This window comes from Streptomyces sp. NBC_00878, assembly GCF_026341515.1.
Lineage (GTDB): Bacteria > Actinomycetota > Actinomycetes > Streptomycetales > Streptomycetaceae > Streptomyces.
In genome coordinates this window covers 6,992,887-7,015,022 of record NZ_JAPEOK010000001.1, presented here as the reverse complement: position 1 = coordinate 7,015,022, position 22,136 = coordinate 6,992,887, and the positions used below count along the sequence as shown (strand labels likewise).

General features: G+C 69.5%; 20 protein-coding genes. 12 read left to right on the top strand and 8 right to left on the bottom strand.

The annotated features are described in order from the left end of the window. Positions 1-33 precede the first annotated feature (33 nt). Both OHA11_RS30485 and OHA11_RS30480 read right to left on the bottom strand, forming a co-directional pair. On the bottom strand, positions 34-1,212 hold the full coding sequence (locus OHA11_RS30485) for a dihydrodipicolinate synthase family protein (protein WP_266501946.1): 1,179 nt from the start codon (positions 1,210-1,212) through the stop codon (positions 34-36). Next, on the bottom strand, positions 1,209-2,372 hold the full coding sequence (locus OHA11_RS30480) for a Gfo/Idh/MocA family protein (RefSeq protein ID WP_266501944.1): 1,164 nt from the start codon (positions 2,370-2,372) through the stop codon (positions 1,209-1,211). The genes OHA11_RS30485 and OHA11_RS30480 overlap by 4 nt, the downstream gene beginning before the upstream one ends. 519 nt (positions 2,373-2,891) lie before the next feature. On the opposite strand from OHA11_RS30480, the gene OHA11_RS30475 reads away from it, so the two are divergent. Continuing rightward, positions 2,892-3,944 (top strand): LacI family DNA-binding transcriptional regulator, encoded by a 1,053-nt coding sequence (locus OHA11_RS30475; RefSeq protein WP_266501942.1) that lies wholly within the window; start codon positions 2,892-2,894, stop codon positions 3,942-3,944. A 448-nt stretch (positions 3,945-4,392) separates the two neighbouring features. Here OHA11_RS30475 and OHA11_RS30470 read toward each other — a convergent pair whose 3' ends face one another. Both OHA11_RS30470 and OHA11_RS30465 read right to left on the bottom strand, forming a co-directional pair. Then, positions 4,393-4,854 (bottom strand): pyridoxamine 5'-phosphate oxidase family protein, encoded by a 462-nt coding sequence (locus OHA11_RS30470; protein WP_266501941.1) that lies wholly within the window; start codon positions 4,852-4,854, stop codon positions 4,393-4,395. Between the two features lie 234 nt (positions 4,855-5,088). Continuing rightward, positions 5,089-5,934: an aldo/keto reductase gene (locus OHA11_RS30465; protein ID WP_266501940.1), complete on the bottom strand. Its 846-nt coding sequence runs from the start codon at positions 5,932-5,934 to the stop codon at positions 5,089-5,091. A gap of 166 nt (positions 5,935-6,100) precedes the next feature. Here OHA11_RS30465 and OHA11_RS30460 point away from each other — a divergent pair, with 166 nt between their 5' ends. Together OHA11_RS30460 and OHA11_RS30455 are read left to right on the top strand one after the other, a co-directional pair. Next, positions 6,101-7,042, top strand: a complete 942-nt coding sequence (locus tag OHA11_RS30460) for a bifunctional helix-turn-helix transcriptional regulator/GNAT family N-acetyltransferase (RefSeq protein WP_266501939.1) — start codon at positions 6,101-6,103, stop codon at positions 7,040-7,042. A 255-nt stretch (positions 7,043-7,297) separates the two neighbouring features. Then, complete coding sequence (locus OHA11_RS30455; protein WP_266501937.1) at positions 7,298-8,098, top strand: sugar phosphate isomerase/epimerase; 801 nt, start codon at positions 7,298-7,300, stop codon at positions 8,096-8,098. Between the two features lie 55 nt (positions 8,099-8,153). Here the strand turns inward: OHA11_RS30455 and OHA11_RS30450 are convergent, their stop codons facing one another. Next, positions 8,154-8,510 (bottom strand): ATP-binding protein, encoded by a 357-nt coding sequence (locus tag OHA11_RS30450; protein WP_266501936.1) that lies wholly within the window; start codon positions 8,508-8,510, stop codon positions 8,154-8,156. Positions 8,511-8,757: 247 nt separating this feature from the next. Here OHA11_RS30450 and OHA11_RS30445 point away from each other — a divergent pair, with 247 nt between their 5' ends. Together OHA11_RS30445 and OHA11_RS30440 are read left to right on the top strand one after the other, a co-directional pair. Continuing rightward, positions 8,758-9,576, top strand: coding sequence for a helix-turn-helix transcriptional regulator (locus OHA11_RS30445; protein ID WP_266501935.1), 819 nt, complete (start codon positions 8,758-8,760; stop codon positions 9,574-9,576). Next, entirely contained in the window at positions 9,573-9,878 is a 306-nt protein-coding gene (locus OHA11_RS30440; protein WP_266501934.1) for a DUF397 domain-containing protein, read from the top strand. Before OHA11_RS30445 ends, OHA11_RS30440 begins: the two co-directional genes overlap by 4 nt. 9 nt (positions 9,879-9,887) lie before the next feature. Here OHA11_RS30440 and OHA11_RS30435 read toward each other — a convergent pair whose 3' ends face one another. Then, complete coding sequence (locus tag OHA11_RS30435; protein WP_266501933.1) at positions 9,888-11,393, bottom strand: short-chain fatty acid transporter; 1,506 nt, start codon at positions 11,391-11,393, stop codon at positions 9,888-9,890. A gap of 359 nt (positions 11,394-11,752) precedes the next feature. Between OHA11_RS30435 and OHA11_RS30430 the strand changes: the two genes are divergently transcribed. The 7 genes from OHA11_RS30430 (at position 11,753) to OHA11_RS30400 (ending at position 19,934) form a co-directional block, all read left to right on the top strand. Beyond that, positions 11,753-12,562, top strand: a complete 810-nt coding sequence (locus tag OHA11_RS30430; RefSeq protein ID WP_266501932.1) for a helix-turn-helix domain-containing protein — start codon at positions 11,753-11,755, stop codon at positions 12,560-12,562. A gap of 573 nt (positions 12,563-13,135) precedes the next feature. Beyond that, positions 13,136-14,950 carry a glycoside hydrolase family 3 protein gene (locus OHA11_RS30425; protein ID WP_266501930.1) on the top strand — a complete coding sequence of 605 codons (1,815 nt, stop codon included), beginning with the start codon at positions 13,136-13,138 and terminating at the stop codon, positions 14,948-14,950. 110 nt (positions 14,951-15,060) lie between these two features. Next, positions 15,061-15,732 (top strand): hypothetical protein, encoded by a 672-nt coding sequence (locus OHA11_RS30420; protein WP_266501929.1) that lies wholly within the window; start codon positions 15,061-15,063, stop codon positions 15,730-15,732. 299 nt (positions 15,733-16,031) lie between these two features. Beyond that, positions 16,032-18,479: a nitrate- and nitrite sensing domain-containing protein gene (locus tag OHA11_RS30415; protein WP_266501928.1), complete on the top strand. Its 2,448-nt coding sequence runs from the start codon at positions 16,032-16,034 to the stop codon at positions 18,477-18,479. Then, on the top strand, positions 18,476-18,904 hold the full coding sequence (locus tag OHA11_RS30410) for a roadblock/LC7 domain-containing protein (protein ID WP_266501927.1): 429 nt from the start codon (positions 18,476-18,478) through the stop codon (positions 18,902-18,904). The genes OHA11_RS30415 and OHA11_RS30410 overlap by 4 nt, the downstream gene beginning before the upstream one ends. A gap of 21 nt (positions 18,905-18,925) precedes the next feature. Continuing rightward, positions 18,926-19,327, top strand: a complete 402-nt coding sequence (locus OHA11_RS30405; RefSeq protein WP_266501926.1) for a DUF742 domain-containing protein — start codon at positions 18,926-18,928, stop codon at positions 19,325-19,327. Then, positions 19,308-19,934: an ATP/GTP-binding protein gene (locus tag OHA11_RS30400; RefSeq protein WP_266501925.1), complete on the top strand. Its 627-nt coding sequence runs from the start codon at positions 19,308-19,310 to the stop codon at positions 19,932-19,934. Before OHA11_RS30405 ends, OHA11_RS30400 begins: the two co-directional genes overlap by 20 nt. A gap of 158 nt (positions 19,935-20,092) precedes the next feature. Here OHA11_RS30400 and OHA11_RS30395 read toward each other — a convergent pair whose 3' ends face one another. Together OHA11_RS30395 and OHA11_RS30390 are read right to left on the bottom strand one after the other, a co-directional pair. Beyond that, the gene (locus OHA11_RS30395) at positions 20,093-21,550 is read right to left on the bottom strand and encodes a S28 family serine protease (protein WP_266501924.1); all 1,458 of its coding nucleotides are present in this window, start codon (positions 21,548-21,550) and stop codon (positions 20,093-20,095) included. A 171-nt stretch (positions 21,551-21,721) separates the two neighbouring features. Then, positions 21,722-22,114, bottom strand: a complete 393-nt coding sequence (locus OHA11_RS30390) for a hypothetical protein (protein WP_266507578.1) — start codon at positions 22,112-22,114, stop codon at positions 21,722-21,724. Positions 22,115-22,136: the final 22 nt, after the last annotated feature.

Genomic DNA, 22,136 nt, shown 5'->3' with positions numbered 1-22,136 from the left:
AGCGGGAGAGGTCTCCGAGGGGGCTGCTCGTGCTCACTGGTTCACTCCGTACAGGGAGAGCAGGTTCTTCATACGGGCCTCGGCGAGCGCCGGGTCCGGGAACAGGCCCAGGCCGTCGGCGAGTTCGTACGCGCGGGCGAAGTGCGGGAGCGAGCGGGACGACTGGAGGCCGCCGACCATCGTGAAGTGCTCCTGGTGGCCCGCGAGCCAGGCCAGGAAGACCACGCCCGTCTTGTAGAAGCGGGTCGGGGTCTGGAAGAGGTGGCGGGACAACTCGACTGTGGGGTCGAGGAGTTCACGGAAGCCGCCCGTGTTGCCGGTGTCGAGGACGCGTACGGCCTCGGCGGCCAGGGGCCCCAGCGGGTCGAAGATGCCGAGCAGGGCGTGGCTGAAGCCCTGGTCGTCGCCCGCGATCAGCTCGGGGTAGTTGAAGTCGTCGCCTGTGTAGCAGCGCACGCCGTCGGGGAGCTTGCGGCGCAGGTCGATCTCGCGCTGGGCGTCGAGGAGGGAGACCTTGATGCCGTCGACCTTGTCGGGGTGGGCGGCGATGACCTCAAGGAAGGTGCTGGTGGCGGCGTCGAGGTCGGTGCTGCCCCAGTAGCCTTCGAGCGCCGGGTCGAACATGGGGCCGAGCCAGTGCAGGATCACGGGTTCGGCGGCCTGGCGCAGCAGGTGGCCGTAGACCTCCAGGTAGTCCTCGGGGCCCTTGGCGATGGCGGCCAGCGCCCGTGAGGCCATGAGGATGGCCCGCGAGTCGGACTCCTCGACGAGGGCCAGTTGCTCCTCGTACGCGGCCCGCACCTCGTCCAGGCTGTAGGGGTAGCCGACCTCGGTGACCGGCAGCTGGTCGGTGCCGACGCCGCAGGCGATCAGGCCGCCGACCGCCTTGGCCTCGGCCGACGAACGGCGGATCAGTTCGGCCGCGCCCGCCCAGTCGAGCCCCATCCCCCGCTGGGCGGTGTCCATCGCCTCCGCGACGCCGAGCCCGTGGGACCACAGGTGGCGGCGGAAGGCGAGGGTGGCGTCCCAGTCGACGGCGGCGGGCGAGTCCGGGGTGGTGTCCGCGTACGGGTTGGCGACGACGTGGGCCGCCGAGTAGACCGTGCGGGCGGTGAAGGGGGCGCCTGTGGTGAGGGGCAGGGGTTCGCTGCGTGGGGTGTAGGCGCGCAACACGCCGTCTGCATCCGGTAGTTGGATCTGCCCGTTCGTCACAGTGAGATCTCCGGTACGTCGAAGCGGCGGCCCTCGGCCGAGGACTTCAGGCCCAGTTCGGCGAGCTGGACGCCGCGGGCGCCGGCCAGCAGGTCCCAGTGGTAGGGCGCGTCGGCGTAGACGTGCTTGAGGAAGAGCTCCCACTGGGCCTTGAAGCCGTTGTCGAACTCGGCGTTGTCAGGCACCTCCTGCCACTGGTCGCGGAAGGAGTAGGTGGCCGGGATGTCGGGGTTCCAGACCGGCTTGGGCGTCGAACTGCGGTGCTGGACGCGGCAGTTGCGTAGCCCGGCGACCGCCGAGCCCTCGGTGCCGTCGACCTGGAACTCGACGAGTTCGTCGCGGTTGACGCGTACGGCCCAGGAGGAGTTGATCTGGGCGATGGCTCCGCCGTCGAGTTCGAAGATGCCGTAGGCGGCGTCGTCGGCCGTGGCGTCGTACGGCTTGTCCCGCTCGTCCCAGCGCTGCGGGATGTGGGTGGCGGTGAGGGCCTGGACGGACTTCACGCGGCCGAACAGCTCGTGGAGCACGTACTCCCAGTGCGGGAACATGTCGACGACGATGCCGCCGCCGTCCTCGGCGCGGTAGTTCCAGGAGGGGCGCTGGGCCTCCTGCCAGTCGCCCTCGAAGACCCAGTAGCCGAACTCGCCGCGGATGGAGAGGATGCGGCCGAAGAAGCCGCCGTCGATGAGGCGCTTGAGCTTCAGCAGGCCCGGGAGGAAGAGCTTGTCCTGGACGACGCCGTGCTTGATGCCGGCGGCGGTGGCCAGGCGGGCCAGTTCCAGGGCACCGTCGAGACCGGTCGCCGTCGGCTTCTCGGTGTAGATGTGCTTGCCCGCCGCGATCGCCTTCGTGATCGCCTCCTCGCGGGCCGAGGTGACCTGGGAGTCGAAGTAGATGTCGATCGTCGGGTCGGCGAGGACTGCGTCGACGTCCGTGGAGATGTTCTCCGGGTCCAGGCCGTGCCGCTCCGCGAGCGTCTTCAGGGCCTGCTCGCGGCGGCCGACGAGGACCGGCTCGGGCCACAGCACGGTGCCGTCGCCGTCGCCGAGCTCCAGGCCGCCCTGTTCGCGCAGGGCGAGTATCGAGCGGACGAGGTGCTGGCGGTAGCCCATGCGGCCCGTCACACCGTTCATGGCGATGCGCACCGTCTTGCGTGTCACGTCATTCCCTTCGTACGCGTCCCGCGCCGCGTACGCCCCACAGGTATCCGCCGGCACGTCCGGTGAACCCTGGCGAACTGGTGCGCGTTGCAGCAAGCGCTTTCTATGTGTAGAGAAGCTAGCCTCTCAGAAGCGGTCGGGACAAGACCGCGGGGGTGAAGAGTTGTTCGAGGGGGCGAACGGGACGGGGTTGCGGCCTTAGGGTCTGGACGGGGCTGGTGTGGGTGCGTGCGGGGCGCTGTCCTTACGGGCCCGCGCGGGGCCGTGCTGTACGGGTCCGTGCGGGGACTGCCCTGTACGAGTCTGTGTGGGGGCTGTGCGGGTCGTGCGATGTCGTGACCGTAAGGTCTGCACCAGCTTGGGCCGGGGGTGCGGTGCGGTTCCGGCGCCGCGCCGCGGCATCGGCCCGGTTGTTGAGTCGTACGACTCTGTAGGACGGCTTCGCGGTACGGCCTTGCACTACGGCTTTCAGTACCGCACTGAGGACGATGACGAGATGCGCGACCGGAGGACGACGAGATGACGGTGACCCTGGCGGACGTGGCGGCCCGCGCGCAGGTCTCGCCCGCGACGGTGTCGCGCGTGCTGAACGGGAACTACCCCGTGGCGGCTTCCACCCGTGAGCGGGTGCTGCGGGCCGTGGACGAGCTGGACTACGTACTGAACGGCCCCGCGAGCGCGCTCGCCGCCGCGACGTCCGACCTGGTCGGGATCCTGGTGAACGACATCGCCGACCCGTTCTTCGGGATCATGGCGGGGGCGATCCAGGGTGAGATCGGAGGGCCGGGGGGCCGGGCGGGCGGGGAGCGGCTCGCTGTTGTGTGCAACACCGGCGGCTCCCCGGAGCGCGAGCTGACCTATCTCACGCTTCTCCAGCGTCAGCGTGCCGCGGCGGTCGTGCTGACCGGTGGGGCCGTGGAGAACACCGCGCACGCGGAGGCGGTGGCGACGAAGCTGCGCAAGCTCGCGGCGGCGGGGACGCGGGTCGTACTGTGCGGGCGGCCGCCCGCGCCGGCGGATACCGGGGCGGTGGCGCTGACCTTCGACAACCGGGGTGGCGGGCAGTGGCTCACCGAGCATCTGATCGAGCTCGGCCATCGGCGCATGGGGTACATCGCGGGGCCGGAGGAGCGTACGACGACTCGGCACCGGCTGGAGGGGCACCGGGACGCGCTTGCGGCGCACGGGATTCCCGACGAGCCCGCGCGGACGGTACATGGGCGGTACGACCGGCGGGCCGGGTACGAGGCGACGCTTGAACTCCTGCGCCGTGACCCGGAGTTGACGGCTGTGGTCGCCGCGAACGACACGGTTGCGCTTGGGGCGTGTGCGGCTCTGCGTGACGCGGGGCTTCGTATCCCGGACGACGTGTCCGTCGTCGGGTTCGATGATCTTCCCTTCAGCATTGACGCGGTGCCCGCGCTGACGACTGTGCGGTTGCCGTTGGCGGAGGCGGGGACTCGGGCGGGGCGTATCGCTATGGGGCGCGAGGATGTTCCGCCTGGGGGGATTGCCATGATTCGGGGGGAGTTGATGGTGCGGGGGTCTACTGGGGTGCCCAAGGGGTCTTGAGGGCGGGGGGTCGGGTGCGGGTGGGGTGTGGCTGGTCGCGCCGTTCCCCGCGCCCCTAAAAGATGCGCCTGCCGTGTGGTGGTGGGTCGGGGCCGCGACGGGGCATCCGATCGCAGCTGTGTCATCCCGGGCCATCAGGGTGCCCTGGAGAGGTCGTGCTGCGATCGGAAACCCCGACACGGCCCCTTGCGCCGGAGGGCGGCTGCCGCACGGTGGGGCCACTTGTGGAGACACCGACCACGGCAGGCACTTTTAGGGGCGCGGGGAGCCGGTCGCGGCCCGGCAACACGGGCCGCAACACCGCCGCCGACCACATCACCACCGCCCAACTCGCCCTGGCTCAGCTCACCGAGCAGAAAAACGCCCCCACTCCGGAACCCAGTTGCGCTTCACGGACTCCGACGGACGAGATCGTGATCCGAGAGAGGCGCTCGGCGAGGGACGGCCGTTATTTCAGCCACATCCCGTCGCGCATGATGACTCTCTCGCGTAGTTCCTGCTCGCCTCGCCAAGCGCGCACAGTCCTCGGGGCCACTCGTACATACAGAAAGGAACCCTCCTCCACGCGTGGATCCCACCCGAACTTGTCGACGAACGCCTCCGCTGCTCCTTCGGGCACCTCTTGGTCCGGGAAACACTCCGCCTCACCCTGGAGGAGCACCACATCGAAGGTGTCCGGTAGCGCCAGGCGTACGCGCGGCTCTTTGCGGACGTTCCGCGCCGTCACGGAAGTGGCGCTGGTGCACATCCACACTGCTCGCCCATCCCACAAGAACCACAGCGGCACCTGGTGCGGCCCGTGATCAGGGTGAGCCGTCGACACCCATACATCCCGCTCGGCAACGAGCCGCTCCAGAGCGTCGCGCACACGCTCCGCCGTCTTCCGGCGAACCATTCCCGTGGTCTCCATGAGCACCGACCCTAGCCAGGCAGGCGCGAAGCGCGCCTGAGGCGCAGGACCTACTCCCAGCGACCGAGGAACCCCTCAGCTTTTGGCTCGGGCGACCAACTTCGGTGCACGCCCCGAGCAGATATCCGCGCGTTCACGGCCCGTGACCGGCTGCACCACTCGGCGGGACATCATCCCTGGCGCGACCAGCCCCCACACGCAGCCAGAATTCCGCCCCCATCACCCCGCGCAGCCTCACCCCGGCTTGGACAAGCCGTCCAAGCGCGCCCGTTGCCCCGGGCTCAGGCGGAGCCCGCCCGCCGCCACGTTCTCCTCCAGGTGGGCGAGCCGGGCCGTGCCCGGGATCGGCAGCATCACCGGCGAGTGGCCGAGGAGCCACGCCAGAACAACCTGCGTGGGCGTAGCGCCCAGCTCGTTCGCCACCGTCGCGATTTCCGCCGTGTCGCCCGACGAACCCCATGCCACCGTCCGCCACGGCAGGAACGCGATCCCCGCCGCCGCGCAGGCGTCCAGGACCGGCTCGTGCTCGCGGTCGAGCACGTTGTACCGGTTCTGCACGCTCGCGATGTCCACCACCTCCCGCGCCCGGTTCAGCTCGTCGACACTCACCTCGGACAGCCCGATCCGCCCCACCTTGCCCGCGTCCCGCAACTCCCGCAGCGCACCGAGCTGTTCGGCGAGCGAGGTCTCCGGGTCGAGGCGGTGGAGTTGGAGAAGCTCGATCCGTTCGACTCGGAGGCGGCGCAGGGCGTGGTCGACCTCGGCCCGTAGAGCGTCCGGCCGGCCGTTCAGTTGCCACTCGCCCGAAGCCTCCGACCGCGTGATGCCCACCTTGGTCGTGACGAGCAGCCCGTCCGCGTAGGGGTACAGAGCCTCCGCGAGGAGTTCCTCGTTCGCTCCCTCGCCGTACATGTGGGCCGTGTCGATCAGCGTCACGCCCAGTTCGACGGCCCGCCGCGCCACCGCGACGGCGGTCTCGCGCGCATCCGCGGGCTCGGTGGGCAGATGCATCGCCCCGAATCCGAGCCGCCCCACCTCCAGGTCCCCGCCGATGCGGAACGTGCTCGATGTGGTCGTCATCTACGACTCTCCCCCTCGGTCGAACGGCCACGCTAACAGCGCCCCCAAAACGAAAAAACCCGTGCGCGTACTGGAAGCTGCGGGCATAATCTCTGACTGAGTCAGCTATCCAGCCTCATGTGCGAGCGAGCCCCAAGGCAGGTGTCAAAGGCAGGTGTCAGACGTCATGACGACCATTCAAGAGATCCGCGCCTTCAACCGCTTCTACACGAACCTCATCGGCGCGCTCGACTACAGCCGCCAGCTCCACGCCCCGTACACGCTCACTGAGTCCCGCGTGCTGTACGAACTCGCCCACTCCCCCCGTACGGACGCGGCCGACCTCCGCGGCGAACTCTGTCTGGACTCCGGGTACTTGAGCCGTCTGCTCGCGAAGTTCGAGAAGGACGGGCTCATCGAGCGGGCCCCCTCGGAGAAGGACACCCGGCGACGCCGGATCACGCTCACGGCCCGCGGCCGGGAGACCGCCGATCTGCTGAACGAGCGATCGCGGGAGGCCGTGGGCTCACTGCTCTCCACCGTGCCGCCGGACGACCGGCCCCGGCTCGCCGAAGCCATGCGGGAGATTCGCGAGATCCTCTCGGACGCGAGTCGGCGGCCACCCCGCCGCGAAGACGTGCTGCTGCGCGAGCCGGGACCCGGCGACCTCGGCTGGGTCGTGCAGCGCAACGCCGCGCTCTACTCCTCCGCGTACGGCTTCAACACGGACTACGAGGGCCTGGTCGCCCGGATCGTCGCCGACTTCGCCGAGGACCACGACCCGCACCTGGAGCGGGTGTGGATCGCGGAGCTGGACGGCCGCCCGGTGGGCTGCGTGATGTGCGTACGGGACGAGGCGCCCGGTGCCGCCCGGCTGCGCCTCCTGCTCGTCGAACCGGACGCGCGCGGCCTCGGTATCGGCGACCAACTGGTGGGCGCCTGCGTCGAGTTCGCGCGCGGCGTCGGCTACCGGGAGATGGTCCTGTGGACGAACGACATCCTGTCCTCCGCCCGCCGCATCTACCAGCGCCACGGCTTCGTCCTCGTCGACGAGAAGCCCCACCGCTCCTTCGGCGTCGACCTCAACGGCCAGGACTGGCGCCTGGACCTGCTGCACAGCACCGCCTGATGCACAGCACCGCCTGAGCAACGGGCGTGGGCGAATCCCGCCGGATGAGGACAAGTGGGTTCTGCGTCCCAACGACACGCCGCACGCACGGCGTGTCGCTGGGACGCAGAACCCACTTGCCTCTCGCTCGCAGCGGGCCGCCGGTCACTCTCCGCCCGGTTCGGCGTGGCACATCCGGGGCGTCCAGACACCTGTGTCCGGACCCGCGCGGCACGCGGGAGTGACAGAAGACGAGGGGCAGGTAGGGTCCGCCTCATGAAGCTGGCCTTCTCCACCCTCGGCGTTCCCGGTCTCCCGATCAGCGACGTGGTGCGGCTCGCCGCCACGCACGGCTATCACGGCGTCGAGTTGCGCGCGCATCCCGAGGAGCCGGTCCACCCCGGCATCGGCCTCGCCGAACGGGCCGACGTGGCGGCCGAGTTCAAGGCCGCGGGCGTCGAGATCCTGGGCGTCGCGGGGTACGCGCGCGTCGCGGCGCCGGGCGACGACGGTCCCGTACTCGCCGAGATCCGCGCACTCCTCGAACTGGCCCGGGACCTGGGCGCCCCCTTCATCCGCGTCTTCCCCGGCGGCGACCCCGACCAGAGCCCCGAGGAGGCCGACGCCACGGCCGCCCGGCGCCTCGGTACGGCCGCCGAGTACGCCGCCGACCTGGGCGTACGGATCCTCCTTGAGACCCACGACTCGCACCGCACGGGCGCCGACGCCATCCGCGTCCTCGGCCTCGTCGGCCACCGTCAGGCCGGTGCCCTCTGGGACGTCATGCACACCTGGCTCGGCGGCGAACAGCCCTCGTCCACCTTCGCCGCGCTCTCCCCGTACCTCGGCTACATCCAGGTCAAGGACATCGCCTCCGCCGACGACACGACCCCGCTGCCGCTCGGCACGGGCGTCCTCCCCCTCACCGAGTGCGTCGAACTCCTCTCCCGCGAGGGCTGGGACGGCTGGCTGTGCTGGGAGTACGAGAAGCGGTGGTACGAGTCGGCCGCGCCGCTTGAGGGGTTGTTGGGGGCGGGGCGGGAGCACCTGGGGCGGTTGCTGAACGAGTCGGCGTAGCGCGCGCCGCGGGGCACTGGCGAGGGGCACCGGAGAGGGGCACCCATCAGGGCGCTTACTGGGTCAGCACCCTCGCCCACACCGTCTTGCCGACCACTCTGCCTCTGAGTTCCCAGCTCTCCGCCAGCGCCGCCACCAGGGGCAGGCCCCGGCCCGACTCGGCGTCCAGTTGCGGTTCTTGAGACTCCGGGAGGCGGGACGACGCGTCGGAGACCTCCACGTCGACCGCCTTCTCGCCGTCGTAGGTGAGGGCCACCTCGAAGAAGCGGCCCGGCGCGCGGCCGTGGCGTACGGCGTTCGTCGACAGCTCCGACACGATCAGTTCGATCGCCTCGGCCGCGTCGGTCGGGATCCGCCACTCGCTGAGTACGGATCTGGCCCCTCGGCGGACCTCCGGCACGGAGCGGGTCACGGGCGTGAGCCTGCGCCGCCAGGTCCGGACTCGGGGCCTTTGGACGTCTCGGGGGTCTCGAAGGTCTCGGGGGTCTCGGGGGTTTACTCCGTCACTTTCTGTGTTCACATGAACACTGTCGGCCCTGGTGGCTACCGTGACCAGTGACCGAGCGTCGACGCCTGCGGGAGGTAACTCCGTACGAGCGGGCGTTGATTGGCGTTGAGGTGAGTTGAGCACGGTGGCTGTGTGAAGAGGGAGGTTCGCGATGGCGCAACCCAAGAAGAACTCGTCGTCACCTGCCGCGCAGTATTTCGCGGAGGTACTGCGGATGCTGCGTACGAAGGCGGGGTTGTCGCAGACCGAGTTGGGTGAGCGCATGAACTACACGGGGGCGGCGGTGAGCGCGGTGGAGACCTGCGCGAAACCGGCGACGGATGAGTTCATCGAGGCTGCGGAGAAGGCGCTGGATGCGGGTGGGGTGATCGCGGCGGCGGCCAAGTATTTGCGGCTGGAGCGGTATCCGGCCCACTTCCAGGGGTTCGTGCAGTTGGAGCAGGAGGCACTGAGCGTTTCCTCGTACTGCACGCAGCTCCTGCATGGCCTGCTGCAGACCGAGGAGTACGCCCGCGCCGTACTGAACTGCGCGTTCCCGCCGCTTGATGAGGACGAAGTCGAGCAGTTGGTTTCGGCTCGCATGGAACGCAAGGCTCTCTTCGACCGCAAGCCGGTGTGCGTCATCAACGTCATCCTCGAAGAGGCGGCCCTGCGACGGAGGATTGGAGGGCCTGAAGTAATGCGCGCCCAGTACGAGTCTTTGGCCGCCTGCGCACAGCGGTCCAACGTGGTGCTTCAGGTGATGCCGATGGCCACGGCGGGGCATGCCGGTCTGCCTGGGCCAATGACCGTGATCGAGACCCCGGAGGAAACCAGCCTGGTTTACATGGAAGTTGAGGGGCAGAGCACCCTCGTCTCCAGTCCGGAACACGTCGGGGTCCTGACCCGCCGTTATGCGATGATCGGACGACAGGCCCTCCGGCCGGAGGATTCCATCGAGTTGATCGAGCAGTTGACGGGTGAGCTATGAGCAACTTGACGTGGTTCAAGAGCAGCTACAGCGACTCGACGGGCGGCGAATGCCTCGAAGCAGCCCTCGACTGGACCAAGAGCAGCTACAGCGACAACACCGGCGGTGAATGCGTCGAGGCCGCCGGCGCCTGGGCCAAGAGCAGCTACAGCGACTCCAGCGGCGGTGATTGTGTCGAGGTGGCCGCCACCTCGACCATCCACATCCGGGACTCCAAAGACATCGCCCAACCCTCCCTCCGCGTCTCCCCCGCCGCCTGGGGCGTCTTCATAGCCGACGTGGGGACCCGGCCCCGTACCTGACCCGGGCCGTTACGGGAACGGCAGCGTCTGCGCGAACACCGTGACGAGTATCAGCACCGCGGGGAACAGGGCCAGGAACATCGCGAACGTGTAGCCCATGATGTCGCGTGCCTTGAGGCCGAGGATCGCCAGCGTGGGCAGCATCCAGAACGGTTGCAGCAGGTTGGCGCTGGCCTCGCCGAGGTCGTACACGACGACCATCCAGCCCTGGTTCACGTCGAGTTGGTTGGCCGCGTCGAGGACGTACGGTGCCTCGATCACCCACTTGCTGCCACCGCTCGGCACGAAGACCCCGAGTACGCAGCTGTAGATCGCGATGAAGGCCGGGTAGAGGAACTCGTTCGACACCGACACCAGCCAGTCGGCGATGGTCCGGTGCAGACCGGTGTAGGCGATCATCCCGAAGATGCCGCCGTACAGCGGGAATTGGAGCAGGACGCCGGACGTCGCGGGTACCCCGTCCTTGACCGCGCGGGCGAGGTTCACCGGTCGCCAGTGCAGGATGAGCGCCAGCAGGATCAGGATCAGGTTGATGGTGTTCAGGTCCAGGGCGTTGAGCGGATTGCCGTCGGCGTTCGAGAAGTGCCGTGCGAGGTACCAGGCGCCGAGGAGGAACAGCAGGATCGTGAAGACCGGGCTGTGCTCGATCCACTCGCCCGGACGGGTCCGTCGGCTCTCCTGCCGCTGCTGGTCGGGGGCGGGGCCCAGGTCGATCCCGAGTCGTTCCGCGGTCCTCGCGTTCTCCGGTGACGGGGTCAGGAGCCATGCCATTCCGACGGCGATGACGAAGATGATCCCCGTGGCCAGCATGCCCTGCCACAGGAAGATGGTGTCGGTGAGCGGTATGACCCCGCTGCCGCGGCCCTCGGCGATGACCTTCTGTACGGAGGCGGGGCTCGATGCCGTGCTCGCCACCTGCAACGCCGCCGACCCTGACAGGCCCTGGGCCCACACCGTGCCGAGACCGAGGAAGGCCATCGCGCCGAGTGCGCGGTAGTCCACGCCGGGGAGCCGGCGGGCGATCTCCTTGGCGAGGATGGCGGTGAAGATGAGGCTGAACGCCCAGTTCGCGTACGCGGTGACCATGGCGACGGCGGCGGTGAACGTGATGGCGCCGCGCGGGGTTTTGGGCCATGCCGCCAGCCTGGCGACCAGGCGGCCGACCGGTGGGGAGACGGCGACCGCGTAGCCACCGATGATGATCATCGCCATTTGCAGGGTGAACGTGATGAGGGACCAGAACCCCTGCCCCCACGCGTCCACCAGACCGAACCCGCTCGTCGCCGCGGGGTCGGACGGCGCACCGAGCAGCTCCTCACCGGACGCCAGTCCCAGGGTGAAGATCAGGAACGTGCCGACCAGGACGAATCCGAGCGCGTCGGGCAACCACTTCTCGGTGAAGTCGGTGAACCGCAGCGCCATGCGGGCGAGCCAGGTCTCCTTGCCTCTCGCCGGTGAATCGGATGAATCAGATGAATGAGGTGAATCAGGAGACTCGGGCATGGAGGTCGTCATGGCAATTCCTCTGTGCGGGGAGGGGTAGCGGCACCGTAGGCCGTGTCTTGTGGGGCTTCACCGAAGATGTGCGAACACGGCACACACATTCCATTGAATTGGCGCCGGTGTTCTACTTGGGCGGTGTGCGTGACTGCGAGAGCAGAGAGGGGGTCAAACGGGATATGGGTGAGGTAACGGAAGTCGAGCCGGAACGCAGAGCGGCGCGTGCGAGGTTCTCCACCGATCTGGTCGGCCCCTGCACGGCAGCTCAGCGCGCCGCCCTCCGGCACCAGTGGGACGTACAGGCCGGCCGGACAATTCCGCTGCCTGCGGCCGAGTTGACCAGTACCCGTGATTCCCGGGCCAGTGTTCTCGGTTTGAGAATTGACGATGTGCTGGTCACGAACATTCACTATGGGGCGGCCACGGTCGACGGTCGCTGGGTCGGCTGCGACTACTTCTCCGGAATGCTGGTCGTGGATGTCGTGCGGCGCGGCACATGGGATTTCAGCCGTGCGCTCGACCGCGACAGATTCTTGGTGTCGGCCGGACAATTCATCGTGCGGTACAACAACCCGTCATGGCGGTTCGCGGTAAAGGAACACGCCAACACGACAAGGAAATTGATCCTGCCGGTCGCCCACCTGGGACCGCTCGTCCACAAGCGGCCGGTCCTCGGGGCGGCGGACTCCGCCGAGATGCGGCTGCTCCTCGCGCACGCCCGCATGGTCGATGCCCACCTGGATGATCTGTCCCCGGCCGGGGTGCGGGCCGCCCGCAACGCTCTGGTCGAGCTGGTGTTGGGGGTGCTCCGGCAGAGGACCGACGGGACCGAGCCGCAGTTGGCGCCCTCGTTGGTCCAGGCGGCCAAGGACCTGGTGCGCAGCCGCCTCGCCCATCCCGAGCTCTCCCCCGCGATGCTGGCCCGCGAGCTCAACGTCTCCGTGCGCACGCTGCATCGGGCGTTCACCGCGGCCGACGAGTCCGTGACCGCCTACGTCCGCCAGCAGCGGCTGGAACAGGCCCGGCTCGCGCTCACCGCACCCGCCGCCCGGCCCAGCGTGTCGGAACTCGCGAGGTTCTGGCAGTTCTCGGACAGCAGCCACTTCATCCGAGAATTCAAGAAGCGGTACGGCCAGACGCCAGCCCAGTACGCCCGGGCACACGCCCACGCCCAGCACCTCTGACCTCACCAGGCCCTCACCGAGACGGTTCGCACGCTGCGGGAGCACTGGCCGAGGGCTTCAGCTCACGTCGGCGGGTGAGCGGCCCAAAACATCGCCACACCAGCCCCGTTGGGCACGCACGTATGCACCCGTACCAATTTCCGGGAATCTGGGGAATCCAGGGAACCCATCCCCGCCACCCCCCGTCCAATCCGCATGCTGCCGGATGAGTCTCCGCAGTGCGGTGTCGGCCTCGCTGCTGGCTGCGATCGCTGACTTACCCTCTCCGCCGCCTGCGGTCGGCAGCACGCCGTCATCGGCGCGCCCCCTCCAACTGCGCCGGTGACGGCCCCTCACCCGGTCGCGCCCCGGCTGCTTCCCGTTCACATCCCGTTCACATCCCGGTCGCGCCCCGCTCGTACTCCGCTCGCACTCAGGCCCTGCCTCGGCCCTGCCACGGGCGTCGGATCCGCCGTGTCGGTTGTCCGCGCTCTTGACTGGCAGAAAGTTCCCGGATATCCGTGACTTCTTGGAAGTTTCCTTCATACTCGCCCCTCCACGGGCCCTCAGGGGCCCTTTCCGGAAGGAGCGCACGTGCACACCTCCAGACGTACGCTGCTCGCGGCGACCGCGGGCGCGGCGGCGGCCGTTGCCGTCGGCGGCGGCCCGTCGGCGGCCGAGGACGACGACGCGGCACGACACGACGACAAGGGGCTCCAGGCCCTCATCTCCCGTATGACGCTCGAAGAGAAGGTCGGGCAGCTCTTCGTGATGCGGGTGTACGGGCACTCGGCGACCGCACCCGACCAGGCTGACATCGATGCCAACCTCGCGGAGATCGGCGTACGCAATGCCGCCGAGCTGATCGCCACGTACCGGGTCGGCGGGATCATCTACTTCGGGTGGGCGCACAACACCCGTGAGCCGCACCAGATCGCGGACCTGAGCAACGGCATCCAGCAGGCCTCGCTGGCACAGCCCCGCGGGCTGCCCGTCCTCATCTCCACCGACCAGGAGCACGGCATCGTCGCCCGCGTGGGCAAGCCCGCGACGCTCTTCCCGGGTGCGATGGCCCTGGGGGCCAGTGGCTCGCGCACCGACGCCCGTACGGCGGGGCGGATCGGCGGTGCCGAGCTGCGCGCGATGGGCGTCCGGCAGGACTACGCGCCGGTCGCCGACGTGAACGTCAACCCGGCCAACCCCGTCATCGGCGTACGGTCCTTCGGCGCCGATCCGCAGGCGGTGGCGAGGCTGGTCGCCGCGCAGGTGAAGGGGTACCAGAGCGCGGGGGTCGCCGCCACGTCCAAGCACTTCCCGGGGCACGGGGACACCGAGGTCGACAGTCATTACGGGTTTCCGGTCATCGAGCACACCGAGGCGCAGTGGGCCGAGCTCGACGCGCCGCCGTTCGAGGCGGCCGTCGCGGCCGGTATCGACTCGATCATGACCGCGCACATCATGGTCCCGGCGCTCGATCCGTCCGGCGACCCGGCGACCCTGTCCCACCCCATCCTCACCGGCATCCTGCGCGAGCGGCTCGGCTACGACGGGGTCGTGGTGACGGACTCGCTCGGCATGCAGGGCGTACGGGAGAAGTACGGCGACGACCGCGTGCCGGTGCTCGCCCTCAAGGCGGGTGTCGACCAGCTCCTCAACCCGCCCTCCCTCAGCATCGCCTGGAACGCCGTGCTCAAGGCCGTCCAGGACGGCGAGCTGACGGAGGCCCGGCTCGACGCGTCGATCCTGCGCGTCCTGCGGCTGAAGGCGAAACTGGGGCTGCTGGAGAAGCCGTACGTCACCCATTCCGGCGTCGACCGCGCGGTCGGCGTCCCGGGGCATCTGGACGCGGCCGACCGGATCGCCGAGCGGACCACGACCCTGCTCGTCAACGACCGGAAACTGCTGCCGCTCTCCCGGCGTACGCACCCGAAGGTCCTCGTCGTCGGCGCCGATCCAGCCTCCCCGTCCGGCACCACCGGCCCTCCCACCACGGTCCTCGCGGGCGCCCTCACCTCACTGGGCTTCACCGCCACCGCCCTGTCCACCGGCACGGCCCCCTCGGCGGCGACGATCGCCCAGGCGGTCGCGGCGGCCGGGGACGCGGACGCGGTGGTGGTGGGTACGTACAACGTGACGGCCGCCGGATCGCAGCGGACGCTCGTCCAGCAGTTGCTCGCCACCGGGAAGCCGGTGGTCGCGGTCGCCGTCCGCAATCCCTACGATGTGGCTCAACTGCCCGATGTGCATGCCTACTTGGCGACCTATTCCTGGACCGACGTCGAGCTGCGTGCCGCCGCGCAGGTGATCGCCGGGCGAGTGCGTCCACGCGGGAAGCTGCCCGTACCGGTACAGCGCGCGAATGACCCGGCACAGGTGCTGTATCCGATCGGCTACGGACTGTCGTACTAGTCCTACGTCGCACACCCGGCGCACCAACCCCAACAGACGCAAATCACCCCGACGTCTGGCGTGGCTCGCTGTCGCGGGTCACGCTGGTCGGGGGTATCGGGGGGATTGAGATGCGTGAGAGAAGGTCCAGGGGACCCGTGGGGGCCGTGTGCGCGTCGGTGCTGTTCGCCGTCGCGCTGCTGCTCACGGGCTGCCAGCAGTTGTCCGGGGGTCCGGAGAGCGGGAGCGGGGACGAGAGCGGCGGCGCCGAGAGCAGCCGGCTCGACTCCCGGCCCGCGCCGACCCAGCCGGCCGGGTACGGCTCGGTGTTCCTGTCGATCGACGAGTGCAGCTCGTTCGGTACGACGAGCTTCACCGAGGTGCCGTGCACCGGCGAGCGGGCGGCGGCGCGGGTCGTGGCGCGCTACGACGGCAAGGTGAGCAAGGGGCCGGCCTGTCCGGCGACCACGGATTTCGTGCTGCACATCAGCGAACAGCGGCCGTCGTCCGACGAGGACGGCGACGGGGCCGTCCCGCAGGGGTACGCCTGTATGCGCAACCTCCAGCCACCGCACCCGGGCGATCCGGGCGGCGGCGGAGGCCCGCGCACGATCGTCGGCGACTGCGTCTACAGCACCGGACAGGGCGAGGTGCGCGAGACGGCCTGCGACGGCAAGGGCCAGAAGAAGCCGGAGTACAAGGTCACGAAGGCGGTCGTCAAACGGGCCAACTGCCCCTCGTCCACGGCGCTTTACGTGCAACTGGGCGGGGAAGTCCCGGTCGGGTGCGCGAAACCGGTGTGATCCTTTACGGAATGTCGGCGCCCCCTCCGCCGACGCTGAATGAGGCATTCCAGTTCACCGGAATGCCGTCTTCCGCACGTGACGGGTGACGCCAATTCGCTCGAACAACTATTGAGATCAAATGGTAAATAGGTAGGCTCCCCCCTGTCATGGCGCGGACCCCGCTTTTCGGACAGTCCGCCATCACTTACATGCCGGGGACCTCTGTGGCACTCCACGCACACGCTTCGCACCAACAGGCAGGGCAACAGGACGAAGGTCACCGGCAAAGTGCCCGACAGACGGCCCCGAAGCGCCAGTTGTCGCTCCGGGCGATCCTGCTCGTCCTCGCCCTGGTGCCCTGCTTCGCCCTGGTGGCCCTGGGCGCGATGAACTCGGCCCAGCTGTACGGCGACTGGAAGACCGTCAACGACCGCAACGAGTCGGCGAAAGGATTCGGCACCCCGCTCGTCACGGTCTTCTTCAGCCTCCAGGCGGAGCGGCGGCTGAGCGTGGCGGTGCTCGCGAACCCCAAGGCCGGCCAGTCCGAGCTGACACGTCAGCGCGGGATCACCGACAAGTCCGTACAGAGCCTCGAAGCCCTCGGCGCCGCCCCGCCCTCGCTCAGCGGGGCCTTCCGGCAGGTCACCGCCGGACTGAAGGAACTCCCCGGCTACCGGGCCGCCGTGGACCAGCGGTCCGGCAACCAGCAGCAGACGTACGACGACTACACCGACGTCATCGCCAAGGACATGGAGCTGCTGGAGGACTTCAGCAACGTCGGCTTCGGCGAGACGTCCGTCCTCGTGCGGCCCGCGCTCGACGCGCAGTGGGGCCTGGAGATGCTCGCGCGCGAGGACACGATCATCGCCGCCGGAGTGGCGAGCGGCCGGCTCACCAGTGAGCAGCGCCTCCAGCTCGCCGGGGCGATCGGCAGCCAGGGGCACATCTACGACGACAAGGTCCTCCCGCAACTGCCCGCCGCCCGGGCCAAGAACTACCAGGCCGTCCTGTCCGGCACCGCCTGGAAACAGAAGACCGCGGTCGAGCAGAGCCTCCTCAACATCAAGGACGCCGACGGCGCCGGCCGGACCGCCGTGTCCGCGAAGCTCGGCAAGGACTGGCAGCAGAGCCTCGGCGGCATCACCCCGCAGCTGATGCAGGCCAGCACCGCCTACTCCACCGACCTCAAGGCCGCCACCGGGGACCAACTCGACGACCTGATCACCAACATGGTGGTCAACAGCGCCGTGAGCGCGGCGGCCGTGGTGCTGATGCTGGTGATCTCGCTGCGCCTGACCGGCATCCTGCGCCGCCGGATCTTCGCGCTCCGCGCCGAGGCCCTCGAACTCCAGACCAAGCTGCCCGACATCGTGGAGCGGCTGCGCCAGGGCGAGAAGGTCGACACCGACGCCGAACTGCCCGAGGTCGCCCACGGCGACGACGAACTCGGCCAGCTCGGCCAGGCCCTCAACCAGGCCCGCAACTCGTCCCTGGAGACCGCCGTACGGGAGGTCGAGCTGTACCGCGGCTTCGAGCGGCTGCTGCAACGCATCGCCCGGCGCACCCAGTTGCTGATCGGCATGCAGCTGAAGCGGCTCGGCGAGATGCAGCGGCGGCACGAGGACCCCGAGGTCCTGGAGGGCCTCTTCGACCTCGACCACCTGGCGGCCCGGCTGCGCCGCTACGAGGAGAACCTGGTGATCCTCGGCAGCGGCCAGCCACAACGCCGCTGGCGTCGGCCCGTACTCCTGCTGGACGTGCTGCGTTCCGCGCAGGGCGAGGTGCAGGACTACCGGCGCATCCGGATCGAGACCGACGGCGAGACCTGGCTGTCCGAGCGCGCCGTCGGCCCCATGGTGCACCTGCTCGCGGAGCTCATGGAGAACGCGGTGTCCTTCTCCCGGCCGCCGACCCCGGTCGAGGTGACCGCCTCCCAGGTGGGCCGCGGTGTCGCGATCGAGATCGAGGACCGCGGCATGGGCATGGACCCCGAGCAGTACGCCGAGGCCAACGCGATGATGGCCGAACCGCCCCGCATGGACGTGATGTCCCGCGCCGACGACGCCCGCCTCGGCCTGTACGTCGTGGCCCGGCTCTCCGCCAACCTGGGCCTGAAGGTGGAGCTGCGGCCCTCGTCCTTCGGGGGCACCCGGGTCGTCGTCCTGGTCCCCGGGGAACTGATCACCGGCGGCGAGGCCGTACCGCTTCCGCGGCACGCGCCGGCCGCCGTCCCGGACCGGCCCGCGCTGCACGCCGCGACCGGGCCCCGCCCGGGACCGCTCACCGGGTCTCGCCCAGGGCCGCTCAACGACAACCCCCGCCCGAGGCCGCTCGACGACCACACCCGTCCGGGACCCCGGCCCCACCCCGGCGGTGACCAGGAGGCGGTCTCGCGCCCGCTCATCGGCCCCTGGGTCACGCCACCGGCCCGGCCCTCCCAGGACCAGGCGCCCGCGCCCGCCCCCGCGCCCGCCCCCGCCCAGGCCCACACGGCGAGCTCCGACCCGCTGCCGCGGCGCGTCCGGCAGGCCAACCTGGTCACCGAACTGCGGCAGCCCCCGCCCGCGTACCCCGCCGCCGAACCGCCGCGCACCGGCCCCGCCGCCGGACAGCCACTGCCCCGCCGGACCGGCGCCCGCTCCGGCGCCACCGTCGGTGCCTTCCAGCGTCAGTCCCGCGCCTCCCGGCTCCGGCCCGACGCCGATCACCAGCCCACCCACCCCTCACCGGGCCCCGACAGGACCCGGAAGGAAGACGGACGATGACTCTGCGAACCACTGCCACCAACTCCGACCTCGACTGGCTGCTCGACCGCCTGGTCGACCAGGTTCCGGGCACCCGGAACGCCATCGTGCTGTCCGACGACGGTCTGGTCGTGAGCCAGTCCAGCAGCATCGCCCGGGTCGACGCGGAACGCCTGGCCGCGATCGCCACCGGCCAGCAGAGCCTGGCCCGCGGAGTCGGCGAGGTCTTCAACGGCGGAGCCGTCCACCAGGTCATCATCGAGCTCAACAACCTCTGGCTGTTCGTCAGTTCGGCAGGCCGGGGCACCCATCTGGCGGTCGTCGCGGACCAGGAGGTCGACGCCGAGGTGATGGCCGTGGCGATGGACACCCTCGTCCAGCAGGTGGGCCAGCGGCTGGGGACCGAGGTGCGGGTCCAGCACGTGGAGGGCGGGGGGCGTGAGTGAATCACGAGAGCGGGGGCGTGAGTGAGCCACTGGGCGGACGCGTCGCCGGACGATGAGGACGCGGAGCAGAGCTTCGTCAGGCCGTACACCATCACCCAGGGGCGTACGGCCTCGGCTCGCGACGATCTCACCCTCATCACCGTGATCGCCACCGTCGCGCCCGGGGACCAGCACGGCGACCAGCACGGCGACCGGGGACTGCAACCCGAACACCGGCTGATCCTCCAGCAGTGCCGTACACCGGTCGCCCTCGCCGAGGTCGCCGCCGGGCTGAACCTGCCCGTGGCGGTGACGAAGATCCTCGTCAGCGACCTCATCAACCGGGAACGCGTGACGGCCCGGCCGCCGTTGGCGGTCGCGGTGGGCCAGGGACCGGACCTCACTCTTCTTCAGGCGGTGAAGGATGCCCTACTCAGACTCTGACGATCAGGCCGGGTCACTGGTGTCCGCGGCAGGGACGCCGACCGCGCCCGCCGCGGTGAAGATTCTCATCGCGGGCGGCTTCGGGGTGGGCAAGACCACCATGGTCGGATCCGTGAGCGAGGTCCCGCCGCTGCACACCGAGGAGCAGCTGACCGTCGCGGGCCTCGGCGTGGACGACCTCGCCGGGGTGGAGCAGAAGACCACCACGACCGTGGCACTGGACTTCGGCCGGATCACGGTCAGTTCCCAGCTCGTCCTGTACCTGTTCGGCACGCCGGGGCAGGAACGCTTCTGGTTCATGTGGAACGACCTGGTGAACGGGGCACTCGGCGCGGTCGTGCTCGCGGACACCCGGCGCCTTGAGAGCAGCTTCGCGTCGATCGACTTCTTCGAGAGCCGCGGGGTGCCGTTCGTGGTCGGCGTCAACTGCTTCGACGGAATCCAGGACCGGACCGTGCCCGAGGTGCGGGACGCGCTCGACCTGGACCCGAACGTGCCGATCGTCATGGGCGACATGCGGTCCCGGCAGGCGAGCCGGGACGTACTGGTGGCGCTGGTCAACCACCTGATGGCCGACGACCGGGCACCGGTGCCGACGGGCGGCTGACACGGCGGCTGACACGGCGGTCGGCACGACAGTCGGCACGACGACCGACACGGCGGCCTGCACGAAAGCGGCGCGGCCCGGTGACGTCCTGTCACCGGGCCGCGCCGTCACACCATGGTCGATCCAGTGGTGATCAAGTGGCGTGCCCTTGGCTGCCGTTACGGCCGCAGCTCGCGCTCCACCTTGCGCTTGTCGAGCTTCGAGTCGTACTTGGCCAGCGGCTTCGCCTTGTCCGGGTTCTCCTGGACCGCGGCGGAGGCGACGCCCGCCCACTCCAGGATCCGGGCCGTGGCGAGGGCCTTCTGGTCGGGGACGAGGCCCGCGACGTTGGCGCCGTGGTTCATGCCGGGGGCCGTGAAGACGTACGAGTCACGCGCGCCCTTGCCGACGTGGAACGGCTCGGAGCCCCACGGGTCGTTCTGGCCGTACACGAACAGCATCTGGTTCGCGTTGCGCTTGACCCACGAGTCGACGTCGCGCATCGCCTTGGGCTGGAACTTCGTGGGGATCTCGCGCGGGACGAAGTTCCGCGGCGGCAGGTAGCCGTAGCGGATGTACTTCTTCTCGATGTGCGGGAAGTTGATGTCCGGCGCGCCGAGCTGCGTGGCCGCCTGGTAGAAGTACGGCGTGTACGGCTCCAGGCCCTGGTCCGTGTAGAACGAGAAGCCGGAGATCGTGTTGACCGAGTCCCAGATCTGGTCGTCGGTCGCGGTCTTGGCGTCCGGCGGGATCAGCTCGTCCTCGGCGCAGTCGGCGGCCTGGGCGTACTGCCAGAAGCCCCACACGTAGTCGAGGACGACGGCCTCGTACGCCTTGTCCAGGCTGCCGACGGTGGTGAAGGTGTAGCCCTCGGCCGCGGCCAGCTCCTCGTACTTCTTCTCCAGCGGCTCGCGGCGCACCAGCGCCTCGCGCTGCACCGCGTTCAGCCGGTCGCGGCATTCCTTGGTGCCGACGTTCGCGAAGAAGCGGTCGTACGCCGAGTCCTCCTTGTTCACCACGTCGTTGGGGGCGACGTACGCGACGACGCCGTCCATGTCACGCGGGTAGAAGCGCTCGTAGTACGTGGCGGTCATGCCGCCCTTCGAACCGCCGGTGGAGACCCACTTCTTGTCGTAGATCGGCTTGAGCGCCTTGAAGATGCGGTGCTGGTCGCTGGCGGCCTGCCAGATGTCCAGCTTGGTCCAGTCGGCCGGCGCGGGCCGGGACGGAGTGAAGAAGCGGTACTCCATCGAGATCTGGTTGCCGTCCACGATCTGGGTCGGCTCGCTGCGGCGCGGGGCCGTGTTGACGTTGTAGCCGCCGGTGAAGAAGACCGTCGGGCGGGCCGTGTCCTTGTGCAGCATGGTGATCCGCTGCTGGAAGGTGCCCTTGGACGGCTTCCGGTGGTCGACGGGCTGGGTGTAGTTGAGGACGAAGAAGCGGTAGCCGGTGTAGGGCTTCTCCTCGACCAGGCTCATGCCCGGTATCGCGAGGAGCCGGTCCTTGATGTCCGCGGCGTCGTCCGTGACGACGTTCGTGCCGGTGGCGTCCGGCTGGGCGGCGGTGGCCGCCCCGGCCGTGCTCACGGTGCCTATCAGCACCACGAGAGACAACAGCCATCTGAGCGTTTTGCGCATGCGTTCTCCCCTGAATACGCAGATGTCCGCCGGAACCTAGCGGAGCAACTCGCGTCGCACCAGGGGATGTTGGTGGCATTACGGACAGAATGGCGCGAAGATCGCGCAACTCGGCCGCGGAGACGGGTTTACTGAGTGGATCCGCTCAGTAGACCCGCTCGGCACAGCCGTTCAGCAGAGAATCCAGCCCGTGCTCACCGAGCCCGAGCCGACGGCGCCCTTGATCCACACGCAGCGGTTGCCGGCGTGCACCTTCACCGGACCCGCGAACCTCTTGAACTGCCCCTTGTTGGGGACCGGTTGGTTCCCCCGCGCCTGCACGCTCACCATCATGTACTTCCGGGCGCCCACCGTCTTGGGCCGGGTCACCGCGCAGACGTAGCCGCTCTTCTTGTAAACCTGCACGTATCCGGTGGAGAAGGTCAGCGTGCGCACCTTCCGCCCCGGGCACGGGGTCGCCGCGGACGCCTCACGCACCCCGGGGCCCACGAGGGTCAGCAGCCCCGACGTGGCCAACAGGGCAGTACCGAGCGCCAGACGTCGGCGTATCACGCCCATGTCCACTGGTGTCCCTTCCACGGCCGCA

What these genes read in the sequence shown, in the direction of transcription:
- OHA11_RS30465 (WP_266501940.1), bottom strand. Translation starts at nt 5,934, where the DNA reads ATGACGACCACATCGAGCACGTTCCGCATCGGCGGGGACCTGGAGGTG.
- OHA11_RS30440 (WP_266501934.1), top strand. Translation starts at nt 9,573, where the DNA reads ATGAGCAACTTGACGTGGTTCAAGAGCAGCTACAGCGACTCGACGGGC.
- OHA11_RS30475 (WP_266501942.1), top strand. Translation starts at nt 2,892, where the DNA reads ATGACGGTGACCCTGGCGGACGTGGCGGCCCGCGCGCAGGTCTCGCCC.
- OHA11_RS30435 (WP_266501933.1), bottom strand. Translation starts at nt 11,393, where the DNA reads ATGACGACCTCCATGCCCGAGTCTCCTGATTCACCTCATTCATCTGAT.
- OHA11_RS30455 (WP_266501937.1), top strand. Translation starts at nt 7,298, where the DNA reads ATGAAGCTGGCCTTCTCCACCCTCGGCGTTCCCGGTCTCCCGATCAGC.
- OHA11_RS30410 (WP_266501927.1), top strand. Translation starts at nt 18,476, where the DNA reads ATGACTCTGCGAACCACTGCCACCAACTCCGACCTCGACTGGCTGCTC.
- OHA11_RS30400 (WP_266501925.1), top strand. Translation starts at nt 19,308, where the DNA reads ATGCCCTACTCAGACTCTGACGATCAGGCCGGGTCACTGGTGTCCGCG.
- OHA11_RS30395 (WP_266501924.1), bottom strand. Translation starts at nt 21,550, where the DNA reads ATGCGCAAAACGCTCAGATGGCTGTTGTCTCTCGTGGTGCTGATAGGC.
- OHA11_RS30470 (WP_266501941.1), bottom strand. Translation starts at nt 4,854, where the DNA reads ATGGAGACCACGGGAATGGTTCGCCGGAAGACGGCGGAGCGTGTGCGC.
- OHA11_RS30460 (WP_266501939.1), top strand. Translation starts at nt 6,101, where the DNA reads ATGACGACCATTCAAGAGATCCGCGCCTTCAACCGCTTCTACACGAAC.
- OHA11_RS30445 (WP_266501935.1), top strand. Translation starts at nt 8,758, where the DNA reads ATGGCGCAACCCAAGAAGAACTCGTCGTCACCTGCCGCGCAGTATTTC.
- OHA11_RS30420 (WP_266501929.1), top strand. Translation starts at nt 15,061, where the DNA reads ATGCGTGAGAGAAGGTCCAGGGGACCCGTGGGGGCCGTGTGCGCGTCG.